Genomic DNA, 17,581 nt, shown 5'->3' with positions numbered 1-17,581 from the left:
ATGCAGATCATCCCTATCCAGGACGTCTACTCGCAGAGCTTGACGGTTCAGATCGGGGGGCAAAACACACAGATCAATCTGTACCAGAAGCTCGACAGCAACCTGTATTGCGACGTCTACGTCAACAATTCGCCCATCATTACCGGCGTGATCTGCCGGAACATGAACCTGATCGTTCGTGACGCATATCTCGGTTTCATCGGCGATCTGATGTTTGTCGATCAGCAAGGGACGTTCACGCCGCCAAGCACCGGCATCGATCCTTCTTCGCCCGGTCTTGGCACACGCTTTCTGTTCTGCTATCTCACCACGACTGATCTCGCCGACTGATGGCATTTACCCGAAAGAAAATCGAGCTGACGATCAGCCTGGGCACCGGCCAGTTCGGCGATACAGGAGCGAACACCGTCACGCTAACGGGGCTTCGCACCCGTGCAGAGATCCAGCAGTTCGGCGGCGACGCGATGCCTCAGGTCCAGTTGCTGATCTATGGCCTGCCGGCGTCGATGATCAACCAGCTGACTGCCATCGGTCCCGTCAACTCCGCGGTGATGTATCAGAACTCGGTGCTCATCGCTGCAGGCGATGAAGGATCGGCACTCACGACAATCTACGATGGCACGATCTGGCAGGCATGGGGCGACTTCAACCAGACGCCCGATTCAGCCCTGAACATAGCCGCTGTGGGTGGTCTTGCCGCTTCGCTCAAACCCGTGGGCGCAACCAGCTTTCCGGGCAGTGCGGACGTCGGAACGATCATGCAGCAGCTGGCGTTTCTGGCCGAAGTCGGATTCGTCAATAACGGTGTTTCCGTCCAGCTCTCGAATCCTTATTTCCCGGGCACCGCGCTCGCGCAGATCCGCGAATGCGCGCAGGCCGCCAATATCAACTACACGATCGAGAACGGTGTCCTGCAGATCTGGCCGAAAGGCAGTGCGCGGAATGCGGACATCCCGACCATTTCGCCGCAATCCGGACTGATCGGGTATCCGGCCTTCTGCAGCAATGGTCTGATGCTGACGACCGTGTTCAATCCGGCCGTCGTGATCGGTGGCGTGATACAGGTGCAGAGTTCGATAACCGCAGCCACCGGGAAGTGGATCGTGACGCAGATAGCTCACTCGCTCGAGAGCGAGATGCCGGATGGCCAGTGGTTCACGCATATCCTTGGAGTGCCATACAGTGGTTGATCAGGTTGGTTACCGTGGCACCGCGGAAGCGACCGACAACGGCTCGGACTACAACGCCAACACCTTCCTCGTCTGGTCGATCCTCGCGCGGGTGCGCACGATGCAGGTATGCAAGGTGATGAGTGTGACGAATGCCGGCGGCGTATCGCCCGTCGGATTCTTGAGCCTTAAGCCGATGGTCAACCAGCAAGATGGGTATGACAACGCCGTGCCGCATGGCGAGATATTCAATGTCCCTTACTTCCGGCTTCAGGGCGGAGCGAATGCGATCATTCTGGATCCGCAGGTGGGCGATATCGGCTGGGCCGGATTCGCCGATCGCGACATCTCGAGCGTGAAGGCAACCAAGGCGCAGGCAAACCCGGGCAGCAAGCGCATGTTCTCGATGGCGGATGCAGTCTATTTCGGGGGCATTCTCAACGGTACGCCGAACCAGTACGTTGCATTCTCATCCAGCGGCATTTCGATTGTGTCTCCGACCCAGATAAGCATGGCTGCCCCGAACATCGTGTTGCAGGCCACCGAGGCTATTGGTTTGACCGCGGGCACGCAGATCACGAATTCGGCACCTGAGGTCGAAGTCGATGGACAGATGACGCAAGGCGAAGGCCCTCACGGTGGGAATGCCTCGATGGCCGGCCCATTGGATGTGACGAATGACGTTGTAGCCGGTGGAATCAGCCTGATCAACCACGAACACACATCCTCGTCACCGGGATCGCCGACTAGTCCGCCTATTGCAGGAACCTGATGAACAGCCTGTACCTCAATCCGTCGACGTGGGATCTGGCCGTCGATGCGTCGGGCAATATCGCCGTCTGCGAAGACCCGTATGCATTGGCGCAAAACGCGGCTACTGCGGTCCGCACCTTCCTGGGCGAGTGCTGGTACGACACGACCATTGGCATTCCCTACTTTCAACAGATCCTTGGCCATCTTCCGACGCTTCAATACGTCAAATCGCAGATGGCGGCCGCGGCGGAAACCGTCTCTGGCGTTGTGTCAGCGCAAGTCTTCATAACCGGATTCACTAACCGGCAAATTACCGGGCAGTTGCAGATCACGGATTCAACTGGAACTGTGAGTGCGGCCAACTTCTAGCCGCGAGTACATAGACAACCAGGCCACCTTCGGGTGGCCTTTTTTTTGGCCGCTCCATGGCAAGCACGAATGTTCCGAGCCCGACCTTCGGGCCAACTGGTTTTGTCGCGCCTGCTGAGAGTGCGATTCTTGCCGGCCGCATGGCTGACATCAATAGCGCATTTGGCGGCAATCTTACGCAGACCAATTCCGATGGAACTCTCGCCCTGACGACTCCGCAAGGTCAGCTTGCGACGTCCGATACTGCAATCATCGGTGACGCCAATGATCAGTTCCTGTATCTCGCGAACGGAGTCGATCCAGCCTACGCTTCTGGCCGTATGCAGGATGGCATCGGTCGCATCTATTTCCTGACGCGCCTAGCTGCGCAGCCGACCACGCTGCAAGTCGCATGCGGCGGTCTTCAGGGAGTAGTCATTCTGGTTGGATCCCAGATTCAGGACTCCAGCGGCAACGTGTACGCCTGCACCACGCAGGGAACCATTCCCGTCAGCGGCACGATCACTCTACCGTTCGCATGCGTTTCTACCGGCCCGATTGCAGTCCCTGCGAGTAACGGGATTTCTATCTATCGTGCGATCTCTGGCTGGGATACGGTCACCTGCGTTTCCGGGGTGATCGGCCGAAACGTTGAAACGCGAGCGGCGTTCGAGCTGCGTCGTCAGCAAAGTGTTGCAGCCAACGCTGTCAATACGAATGATGCGATTCTCGGTACCGTCCTCGCGGTGTCCGGCGTGGTCGACGCGTATGTTATCGACAACTACTCGTCTGCTCCTGAAACCATTGGTGGCGTGACGCTCGGCGCAAACAGCCTGTATGTGTGTGTGGCCGGTAGCTTTACGCCTCTCACTGTCGCCCAGGCCATTTTCACGAAGAAGCCACCCGGGTGCGCGTACAACGGGAACACTTCGGAAACTGTAACCGATCCGAATCCGATCTATTCGACGCCACCAAGCTATACCGTCAAGTTTCAGACGGCCGTCAATATCCCGATCTTCTTCGCGATCACACTGAAGAACAGCGCAATGGTTCCCTCCAATGCGCTGACCCTGATCCAGGGCGCAATTGATGAAGCATTCTCTGGCGCGGACGATGGGATTGTCCCGCGCATCGGCTCGGAGATATTCGCGAGCCGCTTCTACTCGAATATCGCGTCGCTGGGATCGTGGGCCCAGATCATCACGCTCCAGATCGGATGCGTCAACGTGCCGACGACCCAATTTACAGGCTCTATCTCTGGCAACACGTTGACCGTCTCAAGCGTTGCATCAGGCGCTATTGCGATCGGTCAGTTCATCTCCGATACGACCGGCATCGTTGCATCCGGTACGCAGATTACAGCCGGCAGCGGAACAAGCTGGACGGTGAGCATTGCTCAAACTGTGGCAAGCGAAACGATGTATGGCGTCGTGCCGAACCAGAACGACGTCACGATGAATATCAATCAGGAGCCGACCTTCTCCGCGGCGAACGTAATTCTGACTCTGGTGTGACATGCAGAACTATGAGCAGACCATACTGAGTCAGTTCGGCAACAGCCCGGCCATCCTTTCCCTGATCGATAGCTTCAATGCCTGCGTAGACCCAAGAGCGAATATTGATGTTTTCTACGACAACGTCTGGAACATCGATTCGGCTGTTGGATACGGACTTGATGTATGGGGGCGCATTGTCGGAGTAAGTCGCGTTCTTCAGGTGTCAGTCGGTGCATGGCTCGGCTTTCAGGAATCGAATGATCCGCTGGTCGAAACGCCGTTTAATCAGGCGCCGTTCTATTCAGGCACCGCGACAACGACCAACTATGCCCTGACTGACGACGCGTTTCGCCAGCTCATCCTTGCGAAAGCGTACGCGAACATTACGAACGGATCGATACCGAGCATTAACCAGATTTTGATGACGTTGTTCGGAGATTCTGGAGAGTGCTGGTGTACGGACGGTCAGAACATGACCATGACGTACACGTTCGAATTTACGCTAAGCCCCGTTCAGTACGCGATCGTCGCGCAATCAGGAGTGCTGCCGCGTCCATCAGGCGTCGAAGTCAATATCGTCCAGCTCGGGCTGTACAACGACGGCGGCGTACTTGCACTTAGCGCCGGAATCATTGGTTACCCGACCTCGCCGAGTGGCCTTGCGAACGGAGCGCTGTGGAGCAATGGGAGCGTTGTCTGCGTAGCAGGGCATACGACGCCGAATCCTGCCGCGCCACCGGTGTACTTCTCGAGCGTCACTCCTTCTTCACTGCTCTACATCACCGGCTCAAATCTTCCGCTTTCCAACCCTGGAGTTGGCAGCGGGATCCTCTGGAATAACGGCGGCGTCGTCTGCGTCGCGTAACGACGAAAATCTATGCAAGCCTCTAATGTGCCCGGAAAGTTTTCCATCCCGTGGGCTAATTCGGCGGGCGCTGGATATATCAGAACAGTCCCAGTTGCCAGTCAGATTGGCGTGACTAACGGCGCCGCGAGTTTCACCGATGGATTTCCTCCGAACTGCTTCGTTGCGGTTGCAGCAGGCGGCGCTCCTCCATTCGGTCAGGATTTCAACGGCATCCTCAAGCCGATTACGCAGTGGAACCAATGGCAACAGGCGGGTGGGCCGATCGTATATGACTCGACCTTCCAGACTGCGATCGGCGGATATCCGGCAGGTTCGGTCATTCAGTCCAGCGCCGCCGGTCCCGCGTTTATGTCGATAGTCGACAATAACACCGTCGCCCCAGCCGTTGGCGCTACCGGGTGGATGCCAGTTCCAACGTTCGGCGCCAATGTTGAAACGGTCACGTCCACGACCACGCTGACCGCAGCCAACGCGGGGCTCGTTGTTGTCAATGCGGCGTCGGGCAATATCACGATCACGATGCCCGCCGTTGCATCTGAGAACAGCGTCACACTTCCGTTCATATTCGTTCGCGTCGACACGAGTTCGAACAGCGTAACCCTGCAAAGGGCTGGCTCAGATAACTTCTGGCCGGGAGTGACATCAACATACGCTCTGCTAACCAATACTGTTACGCCCTTCCTTGGTAACGGCGTATCGGCGTGGTATCTCGTTGGCGGCGTCAGCGTTGCGCAATTCCCGAGTCTTCTCGCTTCCAACGGCTGGAAGAAGATTCCCGATCCGAACAGCCCAACCGGCTATTTCATCGAGCAATGGGGAAGCATCACCATTCCCGGCAATGCATCAACGGTGATAACGATGCCCATCGCTTTCACCAGCTTCTGGAATATCCAGGCTTGTCTGGGTGCGTCCTTGACCTCTGGACAAACGTACGCTCTCGGAGCGGACATTACCTCGAATCAAACCTTCACGGCCACGCTGGTGAACTCTTCCGGCGGATCACAAGGGATTCATTGGCGAGCAATAGGAAACTGATCAGTGGAACAACTATATGGTCTTCCCCAACCTCTAACGGGCAATGAGATCGTAACAATTCAACAGGAACAGAACGGCCAGTTCGCTAAATGCTCAATGCCCCTGTCTGAGTTTGTCACGTTCATCCTGGCTGGTCTGACCGCACTCTCTACCGCCGAGCCTTCCGAAAAAGGCGTCCTCTGGAACAACGCTGGCGTAGTTTCCATTTCGTAAAGATCAAATGAAGAAACTTCTCTTGACGGCGCTCTTTGCGCCGATGATGGCGCTCGCCCAGACGTTCCCGGCCCCGACATTCAGCAGCCTCACGTTGCAAAATCCGCTCACCGCGGCCAACGGCGGCACTGGTGCGACTTCGTCCACGGGATCGGGCTCGGTCGTGCTTTCCGGCTCGCCGACGATCGCTAATCCTGCGATCACCGGATCTTTCACGGCAACCGGCCTGGTTACGCCAAGCGACATCTCGACACAGGCAGCGAATTCGATTCTGGCAAATGCCACGTCCTCGGCGGCTAGCCCGACCGCCATCGTGATGCCAAGTTGCAGCGCGGCAGGCTCCTATCTCGGGTGGACGAGCGCGTCCGGCTTCGGTTGCACGTCGGCGTACCCTGCCAATGTGATCAACTACGGCGCCGGCATCAATCCTCTTTCTGGCGTCGCCCTTCCGGTCTCATTGTTCGGCGAAACGGCCGGCTCGGAGTACGTCGCAGGCGGTGGATTGACCGTCACGGATTCCACCTCGCATGCAGGGATCGGGCATACCGCCTACAGCTTCTCGAGCAATCCGATCGGCACCGGCGCTATCGGACCACTGAACGCCGACTTTGCAGCGACGTTCAGTGTTCTCAAACAGAACTTCTCTGCGTCCCCAACGGCCGGGGAAGTAGACGGTGCATATTTTGTTTCCCGCAATGGGGGATCGAATTCTGACACGACCGGCGCTCTGTTCGATGTCGGGAACTACGGCACAGGCTTCAATGCAGCGTGGGAAGGTAACACCACTGGATTCACAAGTGGCGTAGTGACCCAGCAGGTTGATACGCAGGCTGGCGTTGTCGACACGCGCACGTCGCATCAATATGGTTACGTCGCATCTAAGGTAGTTGGATCTGGCTCCGGAGTTGCTTACTACGCCAGCAATATCGACACGAGTGGCGGAACTGGCAAATGGCAGCATCTGCTTCAGTTCGGCGGTGGCGGCTTTACCGGCTTCGACATGCCGATCAGTACCAGCGATGTTGTGTCGATGCAGATGTTCGACGGCGTTGGCGGCAGCAAGACGATAGGCGTCTTGAGCAACTGCTATTACATCGAGAATGCCGCGCTGACTACACAACTCTTGAGCTTGTGCGACAACGGCAATCTGACGAATTCTGGGACATTCTCAACGGGTGCTCTCACTGCGACGACCGGCTCGTTCACAACGCTCAATGCCAGTGCAAATGACGCACTGCTCTATACCAATACGGGCGGGCAGTCGATCGCAAACAACAGTGCGACCACGGTCACGGGATGGACGAAAACCTACGATCGCGTCAACACCAATTTCAACGCATCGACTGGCACATTCACGGCGCCTGCGACCGGCTACTATCTTGTTTCAGTGCAGATCGCCTTCGCAGCCGCCGCGACCGGCGCGGGCAATCAGTACAGCGTGACGATCCTGAACAACGGCAGCGTGGCGGCGAACGGGCAGTACTTCGCTGAAACCGCAACGTCCTTGATCCGAGTCGTGCGCGCAACAGCCGTCCTGGCAATGACGTCGGGCCAGACCATTACAGTCCAGGCTTATCAGGCGTCAGGTAGCGCTATCGCTTTGTCAACTACGGCAAACGTCAATACGCTTTCTATCACGCGGATCCCGTAAGCTCGATCGATAGACGTCCGATTCTCCTTTTGGTATCTTGCCGTCAAAAGGAGAACAAGAATGTCAAGCAACGTAACAGCCTCGGGGCTGGGCAGGCTATCAGAAAGCGTTGCCCGCGCAATCGTCGTTGTGGTTTCGGTTGCGCTGGCAACGTGGTTCGTCGGAACCACGCTCTATGGGATAGTGCACCATTTTTCGTCAGTCCCTTACCTTGACGAGTGGGACGGGTACATTGGCCTTTTCCGTACCATCGGTGGGGCCCCCCTCTCGCAGATCTGGCTTCAGCACGTAGACCACCGCATCGTCACGACCAAGTTAGTTGCGCTCGTTGACTGGAAGATGTTCGGCGGACTTCACATCTTCATCGTGGCATGCCAGATCGCCTTGCAGGCCGGGATCGTATGGCTCATTTCGCATAGGAAAGGGCCCGTCGTGATGCTACTTGCATCAGCGTTGATGTTTTCGTGGGTCCAGCAGGAGATGTTGACGTGGAGCTTCGCCGTCCAGATTGGTTTTGTCTACTTCTTCGCGCTGCTGGCCTTCATGCTCTACCGTAGATCGGTCGTCGGTGCGCTCGCTGCCGCCATCGTTGCCAGCCTTTCCATGGCGAACGGCATTCTCGTATTCCCAGCGCTCCTCGTGCAAGCCGTCATACGGCGCCAGCCTAAGCATGCTGCATATATCGTCGCAGTCGGCGCGGTGACATGGGGTGCCTACTTCTACCACTATGATTTCATGGCGCATAACTCGCCGACGACGAACGCGTGGAAACTGCTGGTGTTCGTATGCATGTTCTTCGGCCAGCCCATCTATCCGCTTACCGGAAGCTTTCTCGCCTGCGGTCTGCTAGGAGCATTCGCGATTGCTGCGGGCTACTACTTCATGCTGATATCAGCGACTTACGGAGACGAGCGTTTTGCAGGCGTGCTGGTGTTTCTGCTGCTCTCCGCGTTTGCTGCAGCGCACGGCCGCGCTGCCGATGGAGCGGACGCCGCAACCGCGAGCCGCTATTCGATCGCAGCGCTCATTCTGTGGTCGATGATCATCGCATATGCCGTCCCGCTATCAAAGAGCGTAGCGGGCGTTATGGCAGTCGCAGTCATAGCCTCGATCGCTCCATACCAGATGGCAGCCTTCGGGCAGCGTGATGATCTCCTGCTGCGCCGGCTGGCGCTTCTCGAAACGGTACAGGGATATGACCAGCCGTCGATCGATGGTCGCGTGCTCTATCCGGATCATTACTGGTATGGCATCAACTTCGATTGGGCGCAACAGCATCGGGTGGGCATCTTCAACAAGCCATGGCTCAACGAGAAAATCCGCTTCGATGTTTCGATGCGCGATGACTCGCTTTGTCACGGCATCGTCGACCACCGCGACGGTGCGTTTGTCTCCGGTTGGGCACTTGGCGACGGCGAGAAGGTTGTGCTCGTCGATGGCGCTGGGAAAACGGTTGGGCTTGGTCTTGTCGGCGCTTGGAGACCCGATCTTGTGAGCGCTGGTCTCACGAAAGATAACGAACGAGGGTGGTGGGCTTACTCGCGCGCAGGAAGTGAGCCGACATCCGTCTATCTGTATTCGCGTGGGAAATTCTGCTTGATCGGATCGATTCGATAAAAAACAGATTCCCACGAGACCGCCTTCGGGCGGTTTTTTTACGCCTATACCTACCGCAAGCCGCCCTCGAGGCGGCTTTTTCATTTCCGGGGAATTGATGAGCGAGATCGACGTGATCAATGAACGCCTACAGCGCGGCGACGAGCGTTTCGCCGAAATCGCGAATGCTCTGTCCGGCATCACGGCGCACCTCAAGCAGCAGGACGAAACGATGGTCGGGATAGTCGGGAAGCTCGACAAGGTTGCACAGGGAACCGAAGACGTCGTCTCGATGTGGAACGGCGGCGTGAAGGCCGTGCGCTTCTTTTGCCGGATGGCCGAGGCGTGGACATTCCTGCTGAGAAAGGTTCTGGTTCCGGCGGCCAGCTTTCTGATCGCCGTGCTGGTCCTGATTGCCCTTATTTCCTACCACGAGCAAGGCCACTTTCCAACGTGGCTCGCTGACACGCTCAAGCTCGTACTGGCGGTGCTCTGATGCCGACGATCACACCCGCGCAGGCAGGTGGCGCGAATCGCTGCGCCTTCCTCGATGCGATCGCCAACTCGGAAATTGGGCCGGCCCTCCTCGCAGAAACCCAGAACGGCTACAACGTGCTCGTGGGTTCAACGCCCGCACACCCGTTGACGTTCTCGAGCTACGCGACGCACCCCGACATTCTGAATCAAGCGCTCAACTCCACTGCGGCCGGGCGCTACCAGCTCTTGTACCGGTATTGGGGGAGCTACAGCAAGATGCTCAACCTGCCCGACTTCGGCCCTCTCTCGCAAGACAAGATCGCACTGCAGCAGATCCGCGAATGCAATGCGCTGCTGTTCATCGACGCAGGCAATTTCGCGCATGCCGTCGCGTTGTGCTCGCGCATCTGGGCCAGCCTCCCAGGCAATGACTATGGCCAGCACCAGAATGCGATCGCGCTGCTTCAGAGCTACTACACCGCAGCCGGAGGCACTCTCGCATGAGGAAAGCGAAGATCGTCCGCGACACGCAAGGTCGCTTCTACGGCATCCACTGGACGTGCCCCGGTTGCGATGTCAACACGCGCGGCTCGGGTGCGCACATCCTGCCGGTGAACTGGTTGCCTCCGGGAGAAACGGAGGAATCGCCTCACGTTGCTGGCAAGCCTCACTGGGGCTTTAACGGCGACATGGAGAAGCCTTCGTTCACGCCCAGCGTTCTCAGCACGTGGGACGAGTGGCAAGGCGATGACGTCCCGGCGAAGAAGCACGTGTGCCACTCATTCGTCGGATGCAATGGCGCGGCGCCGGGCCAGATCATATTCCTCGGCGATAGCACTCACGAGCTCGCCAATAAGACAGTAGATCTGCCTGATCTCTAAGACCGCTCTCGAATCAATCCCCTACCCGGCCGCGCGCCGGGTTTTTTCATTTCTGGAGGTCGCAATGACGACCCGCTGTAGCCATGGGACGCGGCTCGAGGAGCCATGCAGCAAGTGCGCGAGCGAAGGCCTGCAAAAGATCACGAAGGCGCACACCGAGAAAGAGACCCTGACCGTCGAGGTCAATATCCCGCAACACGAAGAGCGCAAGGCGACCGCACTCTTCGAGCACTCGCGAAAGCAACTGATAGAGCGTGAAGGCGGCCGTTGTTTCATCTCCGGCATGACGGCTGAAGAGCTCGGCGCTCCACTTGAGGCCCATCACCATCCGATAGAGCGGTGCTTCGCAGATTGCACCGACTGGAGTCGATTCGCGAACGACTGCAAGGCAGGTCATTGGGGCCCGCATGCACAGGCATTCGATTGGAATCGCTTCTTCGAAGGTGCAAAGCAGATGACCATCGCAGCCGAGACGCCGCTGCATCCAGATACGCACTACTTGATTCCTGTCGATCCGTATCTGTTCGTCGATGACATGACCGTGAACGGGCTGCTGATAGGCAAGCGGTTCCACACCATGGCCGATTCAGGCATTCACACGATTCCCTTCCCGGACTGGATCGCTCAGAAGTACGAGGTCGAGGGATATCAGTTCTCGCCGACCGAAGCCATCCACCACGACGAGGTGTGATCGTGGATGACGTTCTCGATTTCATCATCTACCAGGGCGCGAATTGGCAATGCACCATCTTCGACCAGAACGACCCTGTTAATTCGAGCAACCCGACCAATCCAGCAAATGCGGTCAACTTGAGCGGTTGCTCTGCCGTCATGACGGCCGTGGCCTATCTCGGGTCGCCGACCATCATTTTCCAGCTTTCTACTGCTTCCGAAACGCTCGTAATCGATGCGGCGGCTGGTTCGGTCTCCTGGAATATGCCCGCATCTCAGACATCCACCTTCACTGCTAACGGTTTGCCGCAGCCGCTTTCGACCGCTGGCACATCTTTCCAGATGGGCATTTACACGCTGAAGGTCACGAACGCCGCTGGCGCAGTTGTACGCGAGTGCAGCGGAAAGCTCTATCTCAATCTCGACGTTTGAAATTTCACGCTTGCTGCTAGGCCGCCTCCGGGCGGCCTTTTCTATTTGAGGCGCACATGACACTTGTTGTTGGCATTCCCGGCCCTCAGGGCATTCCTGGCACTGCGGGCGCGACTGGTGCGAATGGAACAAACGGCAATACCGTCTGGCCCACCACTGGCGCCCCGTCGAGCACGCTCGGTGTCAATGGCGACTTCGCCAATGACGTCACGAACTCTGTGATGTATGGGCCGAAGGCTAACAACGCATGGCCAGCGGGCACTTCATACAAGGGCCCTCAAGGCTCGCAAGGCGTTCCGGGCGCGGCTGCGAAGTGGGTTTCCGGAATGACGTACAAGGGACTCGTGGCGACCCGAGGCAAATCGCCATCGACCACGATGAACGCGACGGTGTTTATGTCGCGGTATCCGGTCGTTGCGCGTCAGAGCATTTCGCACATGGGCGTGACGATTCCGCAGTGGTACGCGAACGGCGGGGACTTTCCGATCGGCGCAGACCGAACGACCAAGTGCACCGTCGAATACAACGGCGCGATTGTTGGGAACATCACGTTCGGTGGTCAGCCGACTGGCACGGTCTACGATTTTTCGTCGCTCGAAAGTGACGAAATCACCCTGAGCACGACGATTCCGTCCGGAGCGCTGTTCTACATCCGCGAGTACAGCACGACGACGGGCACGACGATGCCTCTTTCGTCGTTCAGTACGCTGATCGGAGCAAACACCGCGAACGGAACATGCTTCCAGTACGGGACCAGCGGCATCACCGATCTGACCGGCTCTCCTGGCACGTTCACGAGCACGGATAGCTTCGCCTTCACCGCGCCGGTTGCGGTATGGGCCACGGGTGTCGCTGTGCCGACCATCGCAATCTTTGGTGATAGCCGCAACGAAGGCTGGTACGACGCATTCGCGACATCGATGGATGTGGGAGAAACGGCACGTTCAATTGGACCTACGCGCGCATACACGAACCTGGCGCGCGGGCTCGAAACCATCGCATCGGTCTCGAATGGCGGAATGGTCCAGCGCCGCGCCATCGCTCAGGCGTATTGCAGCCATATTTTCCAGAACTATGGCGTGAACGATCTGTTCAACGGCGGTTCGACGCCTCAACAGATCCTCAACTGGATGCAGGAGATTCGAGGGCAGTTCCCTGGCAAGTGGTTCAACCAGACCACGATGATGGGGGAAACGACGTCTACGGACGGATGGGCGACTGTACAGAATCAGACGCTTGCCAGTACGCTTGTTGAACCATCGCGCCGTCAACTCAACAACTACCTACGCAACGTCAACGGCATCTTTGACAATGTGTATGACGTTTCAAGTGTATTTGAAACGGCGCACAACACCGGTATCTGGAAAGCACCTGGATACACGGGTGATGGCATTCATCAAACGCCCGTTGGCTACGCTGACGTACCTCCGACCGGTGTGATCGTAGTCCCCTGATTCTCCACTATGCCCGCGCAAAGCGGGCTTTTTTATGCCCATCGTTCGCCATCTCATCGATGCTGCCAAAGGCAAGCATCCGGTCAGCGCTGCGCGCTCGACTCACTGGCCGAAGGTCCGCTCCGACCACCTCCAATTGCATCCGGTCTGCGAAGTCTGTGGTGGGTCCGAGAACCTTGAAGTTCATCACATCCGCCCTTTTCATCTGCATCCGGATCTCGAACTTGATCCGAAGAACCTGATCACGCTCTGCGAGGCCAAGAAGGATGGCGTCAACTGCCATCTTTTCATTGGACACCTCGGATCATTCAAGAGCTTCAACACCACCGTTCGCGCCGATGCATCGCAGTGGAGCGAAAAGATAAAGCGGCGTCCGCTTTCGGACAGCTAGCTAGACCTTCGGGGCCTTCTCAACTTTTTCCGGAGTACTTATGTCCACCGTCATCGTTACGCTTTCGACCAAGCAGCAAGTCTTCCCCGCCGGTACCGTTCCGGCCGGCATCAAGTTCAGCCTGTCGGACGGCAGCATCGCGCCGCAGACCGTTGGCGCAGCGCCCTACTCTGCCTCGTTCGCAGATGTCGCTCCGGGCACCTACACCGCCATCGCGCAAGCCGTCGACGCATCCGGCAACGCACTCGGCGATCCCGCTACGTCGGCCGCATTCACCGTGTCGGCACCCGTACTGGTCGACGTGCCCGACGTGATCACCGTCACGGTGAACGCGTAATGGTCTGGGCGCGGCGCTGGTTTCCTTGGTGGTGCCGCCGACGCAGGAAAGTTCTCGTCGACGTGCCCGTTGCTTTCCACGTTCGAATTATGAGGTAGTCAATGAACGGAAACACTCAAAAGCTCTTGGCCTACGTCGCGCTGGTGATCCTCGCGGCTGCGCTGTTGGCCGTATGGGGCGTGTTTGCCTACCACGGCAAGACCGATATCAACGCGTTCATCTCGAAACTGAGTGATCTGCTTGGCATCGTCGTCGCAGCCATCACGGCACTGGGCACTGTTCACGTCGCCGTGTCATCGCGCACGAACTCGCAGGCACCCACGCAACCGAGCGCACCGGCAGCCGCGCCCACCACCATCGTCAACTAATGATCCGCGCCGCCCTGCTTGCTCTATGCCTTAGCGGATGTGCCGGGCAGGCGTCCTACGACATTCGCCCGTTCTATGACGAAGCCTCCAAGCAGGTTCTGTGCTGCGCCGCCACGATCGAGAACAGCAAAGACATCTCGACCGTAACGGTGCACGTCCAGAAAACCGCTGACGGCTACACGCTGGACTTCGCTGAGAACGGTGTCGGCGCAACCGCGCCCATCCAAGCCAATACCGCTGCCGTGGCCGCAGTTGCTGGTGCGGTCTCCAACACTGCTGCCGCCGTCATCAAGGTAGCACCCTAATCCAAGGAATCTTCATGCGTTTCTATGCTGCTCTCGCGGCAAGCGCCGTCGCGTCTGTCGCTCTCCTCGCTGGTTGTAGCGGTTCGGCGCCGACCGTCCCCACGCTGACCTTTCCTCAACAGGTTGCTATCGCCTGCGGCGCTGCCAATGGCGAAATCGCTATCCTGAAAGGAGATGGTGTTTTCACTGGCGGCGCGGCCGACACGCTTACCAAGACGGTCCAGCCCGCAGTCGACAAAGTCTGCGCGGCCGGCGCGACGATCACGACCGCGAATCTGCAAAACGTCGTCAACGTGACGCTGCCGCTCGTCAAGACGTTCATCGATGCTTCGTCGCTGTCGCAGGACAAGAAGAACGCGGCTGATGCGGCAATCGATTCAGGCGTGCTCGCGTTCAATGTGGCGATCAGCCTCGCGCCGGCCGCGACGGCTACTGCCGCTTCTGGCACCGCTGCCGCTTCCACACCTGTCGCAGCGAGCCAGTGATGGATTGGTCCGCGATTGCCTTGGCGGCGAAGCGGGCCAACGCCGCCTACATCATCGACCCAGTGCAATCCAAGGCGGCGTTCGAAGCACTAGGCGATGTTTGGAATTCGATCTACAGCGACTCAAACAATCAGGCGGTCATGTCCGTCGACACCGCAGGCCGCACGCATCTCAGCATCAGCGGCACGCGTGCGTCGAGCCTGAAACTGGCGGACATCTTCGATGACGTCTCGCTCGTGCCGCATCCAGTCAACGGCGGCTGTGTCACTGACGGTGTGATTTCGGGGATGCAGGAAGTGTGGAACTGGGCACTGTCAGTCGCGCCATCGGGGGCTGTATTCAATGTATGCGGTCACAGCCTCGGCGCGGCCCGTACGCACCTGACGCCGCTCTTCATCCCGGCTGCACAGATCGGAGTCCTCTGGAGTTTTGAGGCGCCGAAGTTCGCGAACGCGAAGTACTACGCGACGTATGCGGCCGAGCTCGCCGGGATGGTGTGTGTCTTGAACGGCCGGGACTCATGGGCTGCCTGGCCGTGGATCGATCCGCTCTGGCAAGCGCGCCCGCAGCAGGATCACATATGGCTCAAGAGTTCGGGCTTTGCGACGATCCCAGCGAGCCAATGGCCTGGTCTCGGAAGCTTCGCAGACCACGACATCGATCTCGTTCAGGCGAGGTGCGAGAAGATCGCCGCCGGTGAAGCGACTCCTGTGATTTAACAAACTACACACTGTAATTTCGCATTACAACCGGTAGCCTGTATTCTGGGCTACCGTACCCCTCTCTAGCCAGCCGATACCGGCTGCGCGTCAACCATTCCTATCGATCCATTCCCACCGCGGCCCGGCAATCCGCGACCTTCTTCCTCTTCCGCTCATAGAACGCGCAACCCGTTTCAGGGCGAGCCTGGACCATGCGCCCGACGCCCGGGTGGAGACAGAAGGTATGTGGCCCTTTCCAGGCAACGCCGCCGTAGTACTCGCACTTCTGGCATGGCTTGTCGTCGTACATTTCGCGCCCCGAATACTGTATGGATATACAGTAATTCTAGCCATTTATTCACCGCAAAACACGCGGCGAATAGAGCGCATATTCGCCGCAGATCCTACGCCGCCCGGCGTGGCCGGAACTGGACCACATTCGTCGAATTCCCCTGATCGGGCGACTTGCCGCCGCTGCACTCCAGGATGAACTGGGCCCACGCCTCCATCGCGGCGCGGCGCTCCGGGATCTCCTCGCGCACGTCATAGACGCCCTCGATGCCGGGGATCTTGTGGTTCAAGGCGATCTCGCTGATCTCGCGCGAGAAGCCCATGTTGCGCAGGTGCCCCTTGGCCGTCGAGCGCGTGTCGTGCGGCGTGAATTTGCGGATCTCGAGCCCCTTGTTTTTGAACGCGCTCCTGATCGCCCCCTGGAGCACCACCCTGCTGACATGTCCATTCTTGCTACGCCGCTGCCTGGCGGGGCACAGCCACTTCGAATCTCCTGACAGCGCGATGAGCTCGTGAAACCACTCAACGACGGAAGGCGCGAGCGGGACCAAGAATTCTTGACGGGTCTTCGTGGATTCAGTCCTGATGCGCCACGAACCCCGCTCCAGATCGATCAACTCCTTCTCCGCCGTAATCAGTTCGATCGACCTCACGCACGTCGCAAGCAGGATCCGGAACATCAGGCCGTTCGTCCTGCCCAGCAGTCCGTCGATATCGACGAGCAACGTCTGAAGTTCCATTTCTGACAGCATGATCCGTTTGCGCCGCGGAGGCGCGTTACCCAGCACGGATTTCAGCTTGATCCCGACGGCCGGGTTGAAATTTATCTGGCGACGCGATACGGCATGTCCAAACAGATTGCGAAGCACGATCATCAATACATCGCACACGGACCACGGGCGCCCACAGTGCTCGATCAAGTAGACGATGTCCGCCGGCGTGACCTGCTCCACATCGAGAGAGCCCAACTTCGGGCGGATCACGCCATCGATCAAAGCCCCATACAGCTCCACGCTGTTCTTGGAAAGATCAGGGAATCGTTTCGCGATGAGGTCATCGCATAGCTGATCGACCGACATTGCCTTGCGCACCCGCGCTTTCTCGACCTTCTTGCTCGCGGCCGGATCCTCGCCGTCGTCGATCTGGACCCGTAACGCGCGCGCACGCTTTCGAGCTTCAGCCAAGCCCATGTCTGGATAATTGCCAAGGGTCACCTCGCGTCGACGCGCACCGCGGCTATACCGCAGAATCCACGAAGCCGTTCCAAACTCCGAAAGCGTGAACGTGAGGCCATCACCATCCGCCCGAGAAATCGGCTCTTTGGCGGCAAGCCAGCGGCGTAGCTGAAGATCATCGAGGGCGTGATAAAGACGGGGCATGATGGTTGCGCTTAAGTGTGAGCCCTGATTATTCGCGCGCCAAAGCTACCAGTCTAGCTACCAACAAAACGTGCGACACGCCTAAACACTCGCATCCACCTCACTCCAATATCCCCTTGATTTCATGGGTGTATTTCCGAATTCAAGAACACCGCGATCCACGCCAAAACACATTCGAGCTTAAGAGAACCCTAAGACAAATCGCCTAGGAAGGGCTTATGGGATAAGGCTTTCAGCCCGGTCTTAGTGTCCAGAACTGGCCGTAGCTACCATGCTGGC

23 protein-coding genes are annotated in these 17,581 nt (G+C 58.2%); 22 read left to right on the top strand and 1 reads right to left on the bottom strand.

The window, feature by feature from the left end; genetic code table 11:
• From C7402_RS43750 to C7402_RS43650, 22 genes are all read left to right on the top strand, one after another.
• Positions 1-330 (top strand): phage baseplate plug family protein, encoded by a 330-nt coding sequence (locus C7402_RS43750; protein ID WP_116614962.1) that lies wholly within the window; start codon positions 1-3, stop codon positions 328-330.
• Positions 330-1,190, top strand: a complete 861-nt coding sequence (locus C7402_RS43745; protein WP_116614961.1) for a baseplate hub protein — start codon at positions 330-332, stop codon at positions 1,188-1,190. The genes C7402_RS43750 and C7402_RS43745 overlap by 1 nt, the downstream gene beginning before the upstream one ends.
• Complete coding sequence (locus C7402_RS43740; RefSeq protein WP_244315092.1) at positions 1,183-1,941, top strand: Gp138 family membrane-puncturing spike protein; 759 nt, start codon at positions 1,183-1,185, stop codon at positions 1,939-1,941. The genes C7402_RS43745 and C7402_RS43740 overlap by 8 nt, the downstream gene beginning before the upstream one ends.
• The gene (locus C7402_RS43735) at positions 1,941-2,291 is read left to right on the top strand and encodes a contractile injection system sheath initiator (protein WP_116614959.1); all 351 of its coding nucleotides are present in this window, start codon (positions 1,941-1,943) and stop codon (positions 2,289-2,291) included. The genes C7402_RS43740 and C7402_RS43735 overlap by 1 nt, the downstream gene beginning before the upstream one ends.
• A 56-nt stretch (positions 2,292-2,347) precedes the next feature.
• Entirely contained in the window at positions 2,348-3,784 is a 1,437-nt protein-coding gene (locus tag C7402_RS43730; RefSeq protein WP_116614958.1) for a baseplate J/gp47 family protein, read from the top strand.
• Between the two features lies 1 nt (position 3,785).
• A complete protein-coding gene (locus C7402_RS43725) occupies positions 3,786-4,631 on the top strand; it encodes a DUF2612 domain-containing protein (protein ID WP_116614957.1) in 846 nt (281 codons plus the stop codon).
• A gap of 12 nt (positions 4,632-4,643) precedes the next feature.
• Positions 4,644-5,669: a gp53-like domain-containing protein gene (locus tag C7402_RS46650; protein ID WP_133254662.1), complete on the top strand. Its 1,026-nt coding sequence runs from the start codon at positions 4,644-4,646 to the stop codon at positions 5,667-5,669.
• A gap of 3 nt (positions 5,670-5,672) precedes the next feature.
• Complete coding sequence (locus C7402_RS47540; protein WP_133254661.1) at positions 5,673-5,882, top strand: hypothetical protein; 210 nt, start codon at positions 5,673-5,675, stop codon at positions 5,880-5,882.
• A 7-nt stretch (positions 5,883-5,889) separates the two neighbouring features.
• The gene (locus C7402_RS43715; protein WP_116614955.1) at positions 5,890-7,533 is read left to right on the top strand and encodes a C1q-like domain-containing protein; all 1,644 of its coding nucleotides are present in this window, start codon (positions 5,890-5,892) and stop codon (positions 7,531-7,533) included.
• Positions 7,534-7,593: 60 nt separating this feature from the next.
• A complete protein-coding gene (locus C7402_RS43710; protein ID WP_116614954.1) occupies positions 7,594-9,150 on the top strand; it encodes a hypothetical protein in 1,557 nt (518 codons plus the stop codon).
• A gap of 97 nt (positions 9,151-9,247) precedes the next feature.
• Complete coding sequence (locus C7402_RS43705) at positions 9,248-9,625, top strand: hypothetical protein (protein WP_116614953.1); 378 nt, start codon at positions 9,248-9,250, stop codon at positions 9,623-9,625.
• Positions 9,625-10,110: a glycoside hydrolase family 24 protein gene (locus tag C7402_RS43700; protein ID WP_116614952.1), complete on the top strand. Its 486-nt coding sequence runs from the start codon at positions 9,625-9,627 to the stop codon at positions 10,108-10,110. Before C7402_RS43705 ends, C7402_RS43700 begins: the two co-directional genes overlap by 1 nt.
• Positions 10,107-10,487 (top strand): ubiquitination-like system serine protease family protein, encoded by a 381-nt coding sequence (locus C7402_RS43695; protein WP_116614951.1) that lies wholly within the window; start codon positions 10,107-10,109, stop codon positions 10,485-10,487. The genes C7402_RS43700 and C7402_RS43695 overlap by 4 nt, the downstream gene beginning before the upstream one ends.
• Before the next feature lie 64 nt (positions 10,488-10,551).
• On the top strand, positions 10,552-11,178 hold the full coding sequence (locus C7402_RS43690; protein WP_244315091.1) for a hypothetical protein: 627 nt from the start codon (positions 10,552-10,554) through the stop codon (positions 11,176-11,178).
• Positions 11,179-11,180: 2 nt separating this feature from the next.
• Positions 11,181-11,591 (top strand): hypothetical protein, encoded by a 411-nt coding sequence (locus tag C7402_RS43685; RefSeq protein WP_133254660.1) that lies wholly within the window; start codon positions 11,181-11,183, stop codon positions 11,589-11,591.
• A gap of 56 nt (positions 11,592-11,647) precedes the next feature.
• Positions 11,648-13,045 (top strand): SGNH/GDSL hydrolase family protein, encoded by a 1,398-nt coding sequence (locus C7402_RS43680; protein ID WP_133254659.1) that lies wholly within the window; start codon positions 11,648-11,650, stop codon positions 13,043-13,045.
• A 34-nt stretch (positions 13,046-13,079) separates the two neighbouring features.
• Entirely contained in the window at positions 13,080-13,436 is a 357-nt protein-coding gene (locus C7402_RS43675) for an HNH endonuclease (protein WP_116614948.1), read from the top strand.
• Between the two features lie 40 nt (positions 13,437-13,476).
• Positions 13,477-13,773 carry a hypothetical protein gene (locus C7402_RS43670; protein WP_116614947.1) on the top strand — a complete coding sequence of 99 codons (297 nt, stop codon included), beginning with the start codon at positions 13,477-13,479 and terminating at the stop codon, positions 13,771-13,773.
• Positions 13,774-13,874: 101 nt separating this feature from the next.
• The gene (locus C7402_RS43665; RefSeq protein WP_116614946.1) at positions 13,875-14,141 is read left to right on the top strand and encodes a hypothetical protein; all 267 of its coding nucleotides are present in this window, start codon (positions 13,875-13,877) and stop codon (positions 14,139-14,141) included.
• Entirely contained in the window at positions 14,141-14,446 is a 306-nt protein-coding gene (locus tag C7402_RS43660) for a hypothetical protein (RefSeq protein WP_116614945.1), read from the top strand. The genes C7402_RS43665 and C7402_RS43660 overlap by 1 nt, the downstream gene beginning before the upstream one ends.
• A 14-nt stretch (positions 14,447-14,460) precedes the next feature.
• Entirely contained in the window at positions 14,461-14,931 is a 471-nt protein-coding gene (locus C7402_RS43655; protein ID WP_116614944.1) for a hypothetical protein, read from the top strand.
• A complete protein-coding gene (locus C7402_RS43650) occupies positions 14,931-15,650 on the top strand; it encodes a hypothetical protein (protein WP_116614943.1) in 720 nt (239 codons plus the stop codon). The genes C7402_RS43655 and C7402_RS43650 overlap by 1 nt, the downstream gene beginning before the upstream one ends.
• Positions 15,651-16,036: 386 nt before the next feature.
• Here the strand turns inward: C7402_RS43650 and C7402_RS43645 are convergent, their stop codons facing one another.
• Positions 16,037-17,302, bottom strand: coding sequence for a tyrosine-type recombinase/integrase (locus C7402_RS43645; protein ID WP_116614942.1), 1,266 nt, complete (start codon positions 17,300-17,302; stop codon positions 16,037-16,039).
• Positions 17,303-17,581 lie beyond the last annotated feature (279 nt).

Source organism: Paraburkholderia unamae (assembly GCF_003096875.1).
Lineage (GTDB): Bacteria > Pseudomonadota > Gammaproteobacteria > Burkholderiales > Burkholderiaceae > Paraburkholderia > Paraburkholderia unamae.
Note: the sequence above shows the minus strand (reverse complement) of the source record. Positions and strands in the feature narration are given on the sequence as shown.

What these genes read in the sequence shown, in the direction of transcription:
- C7402_RS43750 (WP_116614962.1), top strand. Translation starts at nt 1, where the DNA reads ATGCAGATCATCCCTATCCAGGACGTCTACTCGCAGAGCTTGACGGTT.
- C7402_RS43745 (WP_116614961.1), top strand. Translation starts at nt 330, where the DNA reads ATGGCATTTACCCGAAAGAAAATCGAGCTGACGATCAGCCTGGGCACC.
- C7402_RS43735 (WP_116614959.1), top strand. Translation starts at nt 1,941, where the DNA reads ATGAACAGCCTGTACCTCAATCCGTCGACGTGGGATCTGGCCGTCGAT.
- C7402_RS43730 (WP_116614958.1), top strand. Translation starts at nt 2,348, where the DNA reads ATGGCAAGCACGAATGTTCCGAGCCCGACCTTCGGGCCAACTGGTTTT.
- C7402_RS43725 (WP_116614957.1), top strand. Translation starts at nt 3,786, where the DNA reads ATGCAGAACTATGAGCAGACCATACTGAGTCAGTTCGGCAACAGCCCG.
- C7402_RS46650 (WP_133254662.1), top strand. Translation starts at nt 4,644, where the DNA reads ATGCAAGCCTCTAATGTGCCCGGAAAGTTTTCCATCCCGTGGGCTAAT.
- C7402_RS43715 (WP_116614955.1), top strand. Translation starts at nt 5,890, where the DNA reads ATGAAGAAACTTCTCTTGACGGCGCTCTTTGCGCCGATGATGGCGCTC.
- C7402_RS43710 (WP_116614954.1), top strand. Translation starts at nt 7,594, where the DNA reads ATGTCAAGCAACGTAACAGCCTCGGGGCTGGGCAGGCTATCAGAAAGC.
- C7402_RS43705 (WP_116614953.1), top strand. Translation starts at nt 9,248, where the DNA reads ATGAGCGAGATCGACGTGATCAATGAACGCCTACAGCGCGGCGACGAG.
- C7402_RS43700 (WP_116614952.1), top strand. Translation starts at nt 9,625, where the DNA reads ATGCCGACGATCACACCCGCGCAGGCAGGTGGCGCGAATCGCTGCGCC.
- C7402_RS43695 (WP_116614951.1), top strand. Translation starts at nt 10,107, where the DNA reads ATGAGGAAAGCGAAGATCGTCCGCGACACGCAAGGTCGCTTCTACGGC.
- C7402_RS43690 (WP_244315091.1), top strand. Translation starts at nt 10,552, where the DNA reads ATGACGACCCGCTGTAGCCATGGGACGCGGCTCGAGGAGCCATGCAGC.
- C7402_RS43680 (WP_133254659.1), top strand. Translation starts at nt 11,648, where the DNA reads ATGACACTTGTTGTTGGCATTCCCGGCCCTCAGGGCATTCCTGGCACT.
- C7402_RS43675 (WP_116614948.1), top strand. Translation starts at nt 13,080, where the DNA reads ATGCCCATCGTTCGCCATCTCATCGATGCTGCCAAAGGCAAGCATCCG.
- C7402_RS43670 (WP_116614947.1), top strand. Translation starts at nt 13,477, where the DNA reads ATGTCCACCGTCATCGTTACGCTTTCGACCAAGCAGCAAGTCTTCCCC.
- C7402_RS43665 (WP_116614946.1), top strand. Translation starts at nt 13,875, where the DNA reads ATGAACGGAAACACTCAAAAGCTCTTGGCCTACGTCGCGCTGGTGATC.
- C7402_RS43660 (WP_116614945.1), top strand. Translation starts at nt 14,141, where the DNA reads ATGATCCGCGCCGCCCTGCTTGCTCTATGCCTTAGCGGATGTGCCGGG.
- C7402_RS43655 (WP_116614944.1), top strand. Translation starts at nt 14,461, where the DNA reads ATGCGTTTCTATGCTGCTCTCGCGGCAAGCGCCGTCGCGTCTGTCGCT.
- C7402_RS43650 (WP_116614943.1), top strand. Translation starts at nt 14,931, where the DNA reads ATGGATTGGTCCGCGATTGCCTTGGCGGCGAAGCGGGCCAACGCCGCC.
- C7402_RS43645 (WP_116614942.1), bottom strand. Translation starts at nt 17,302, where the DNA reads ATGCCCCGTCTTTATCACGCCCTCGATGATCTTCAGCTACGCCGCTGG.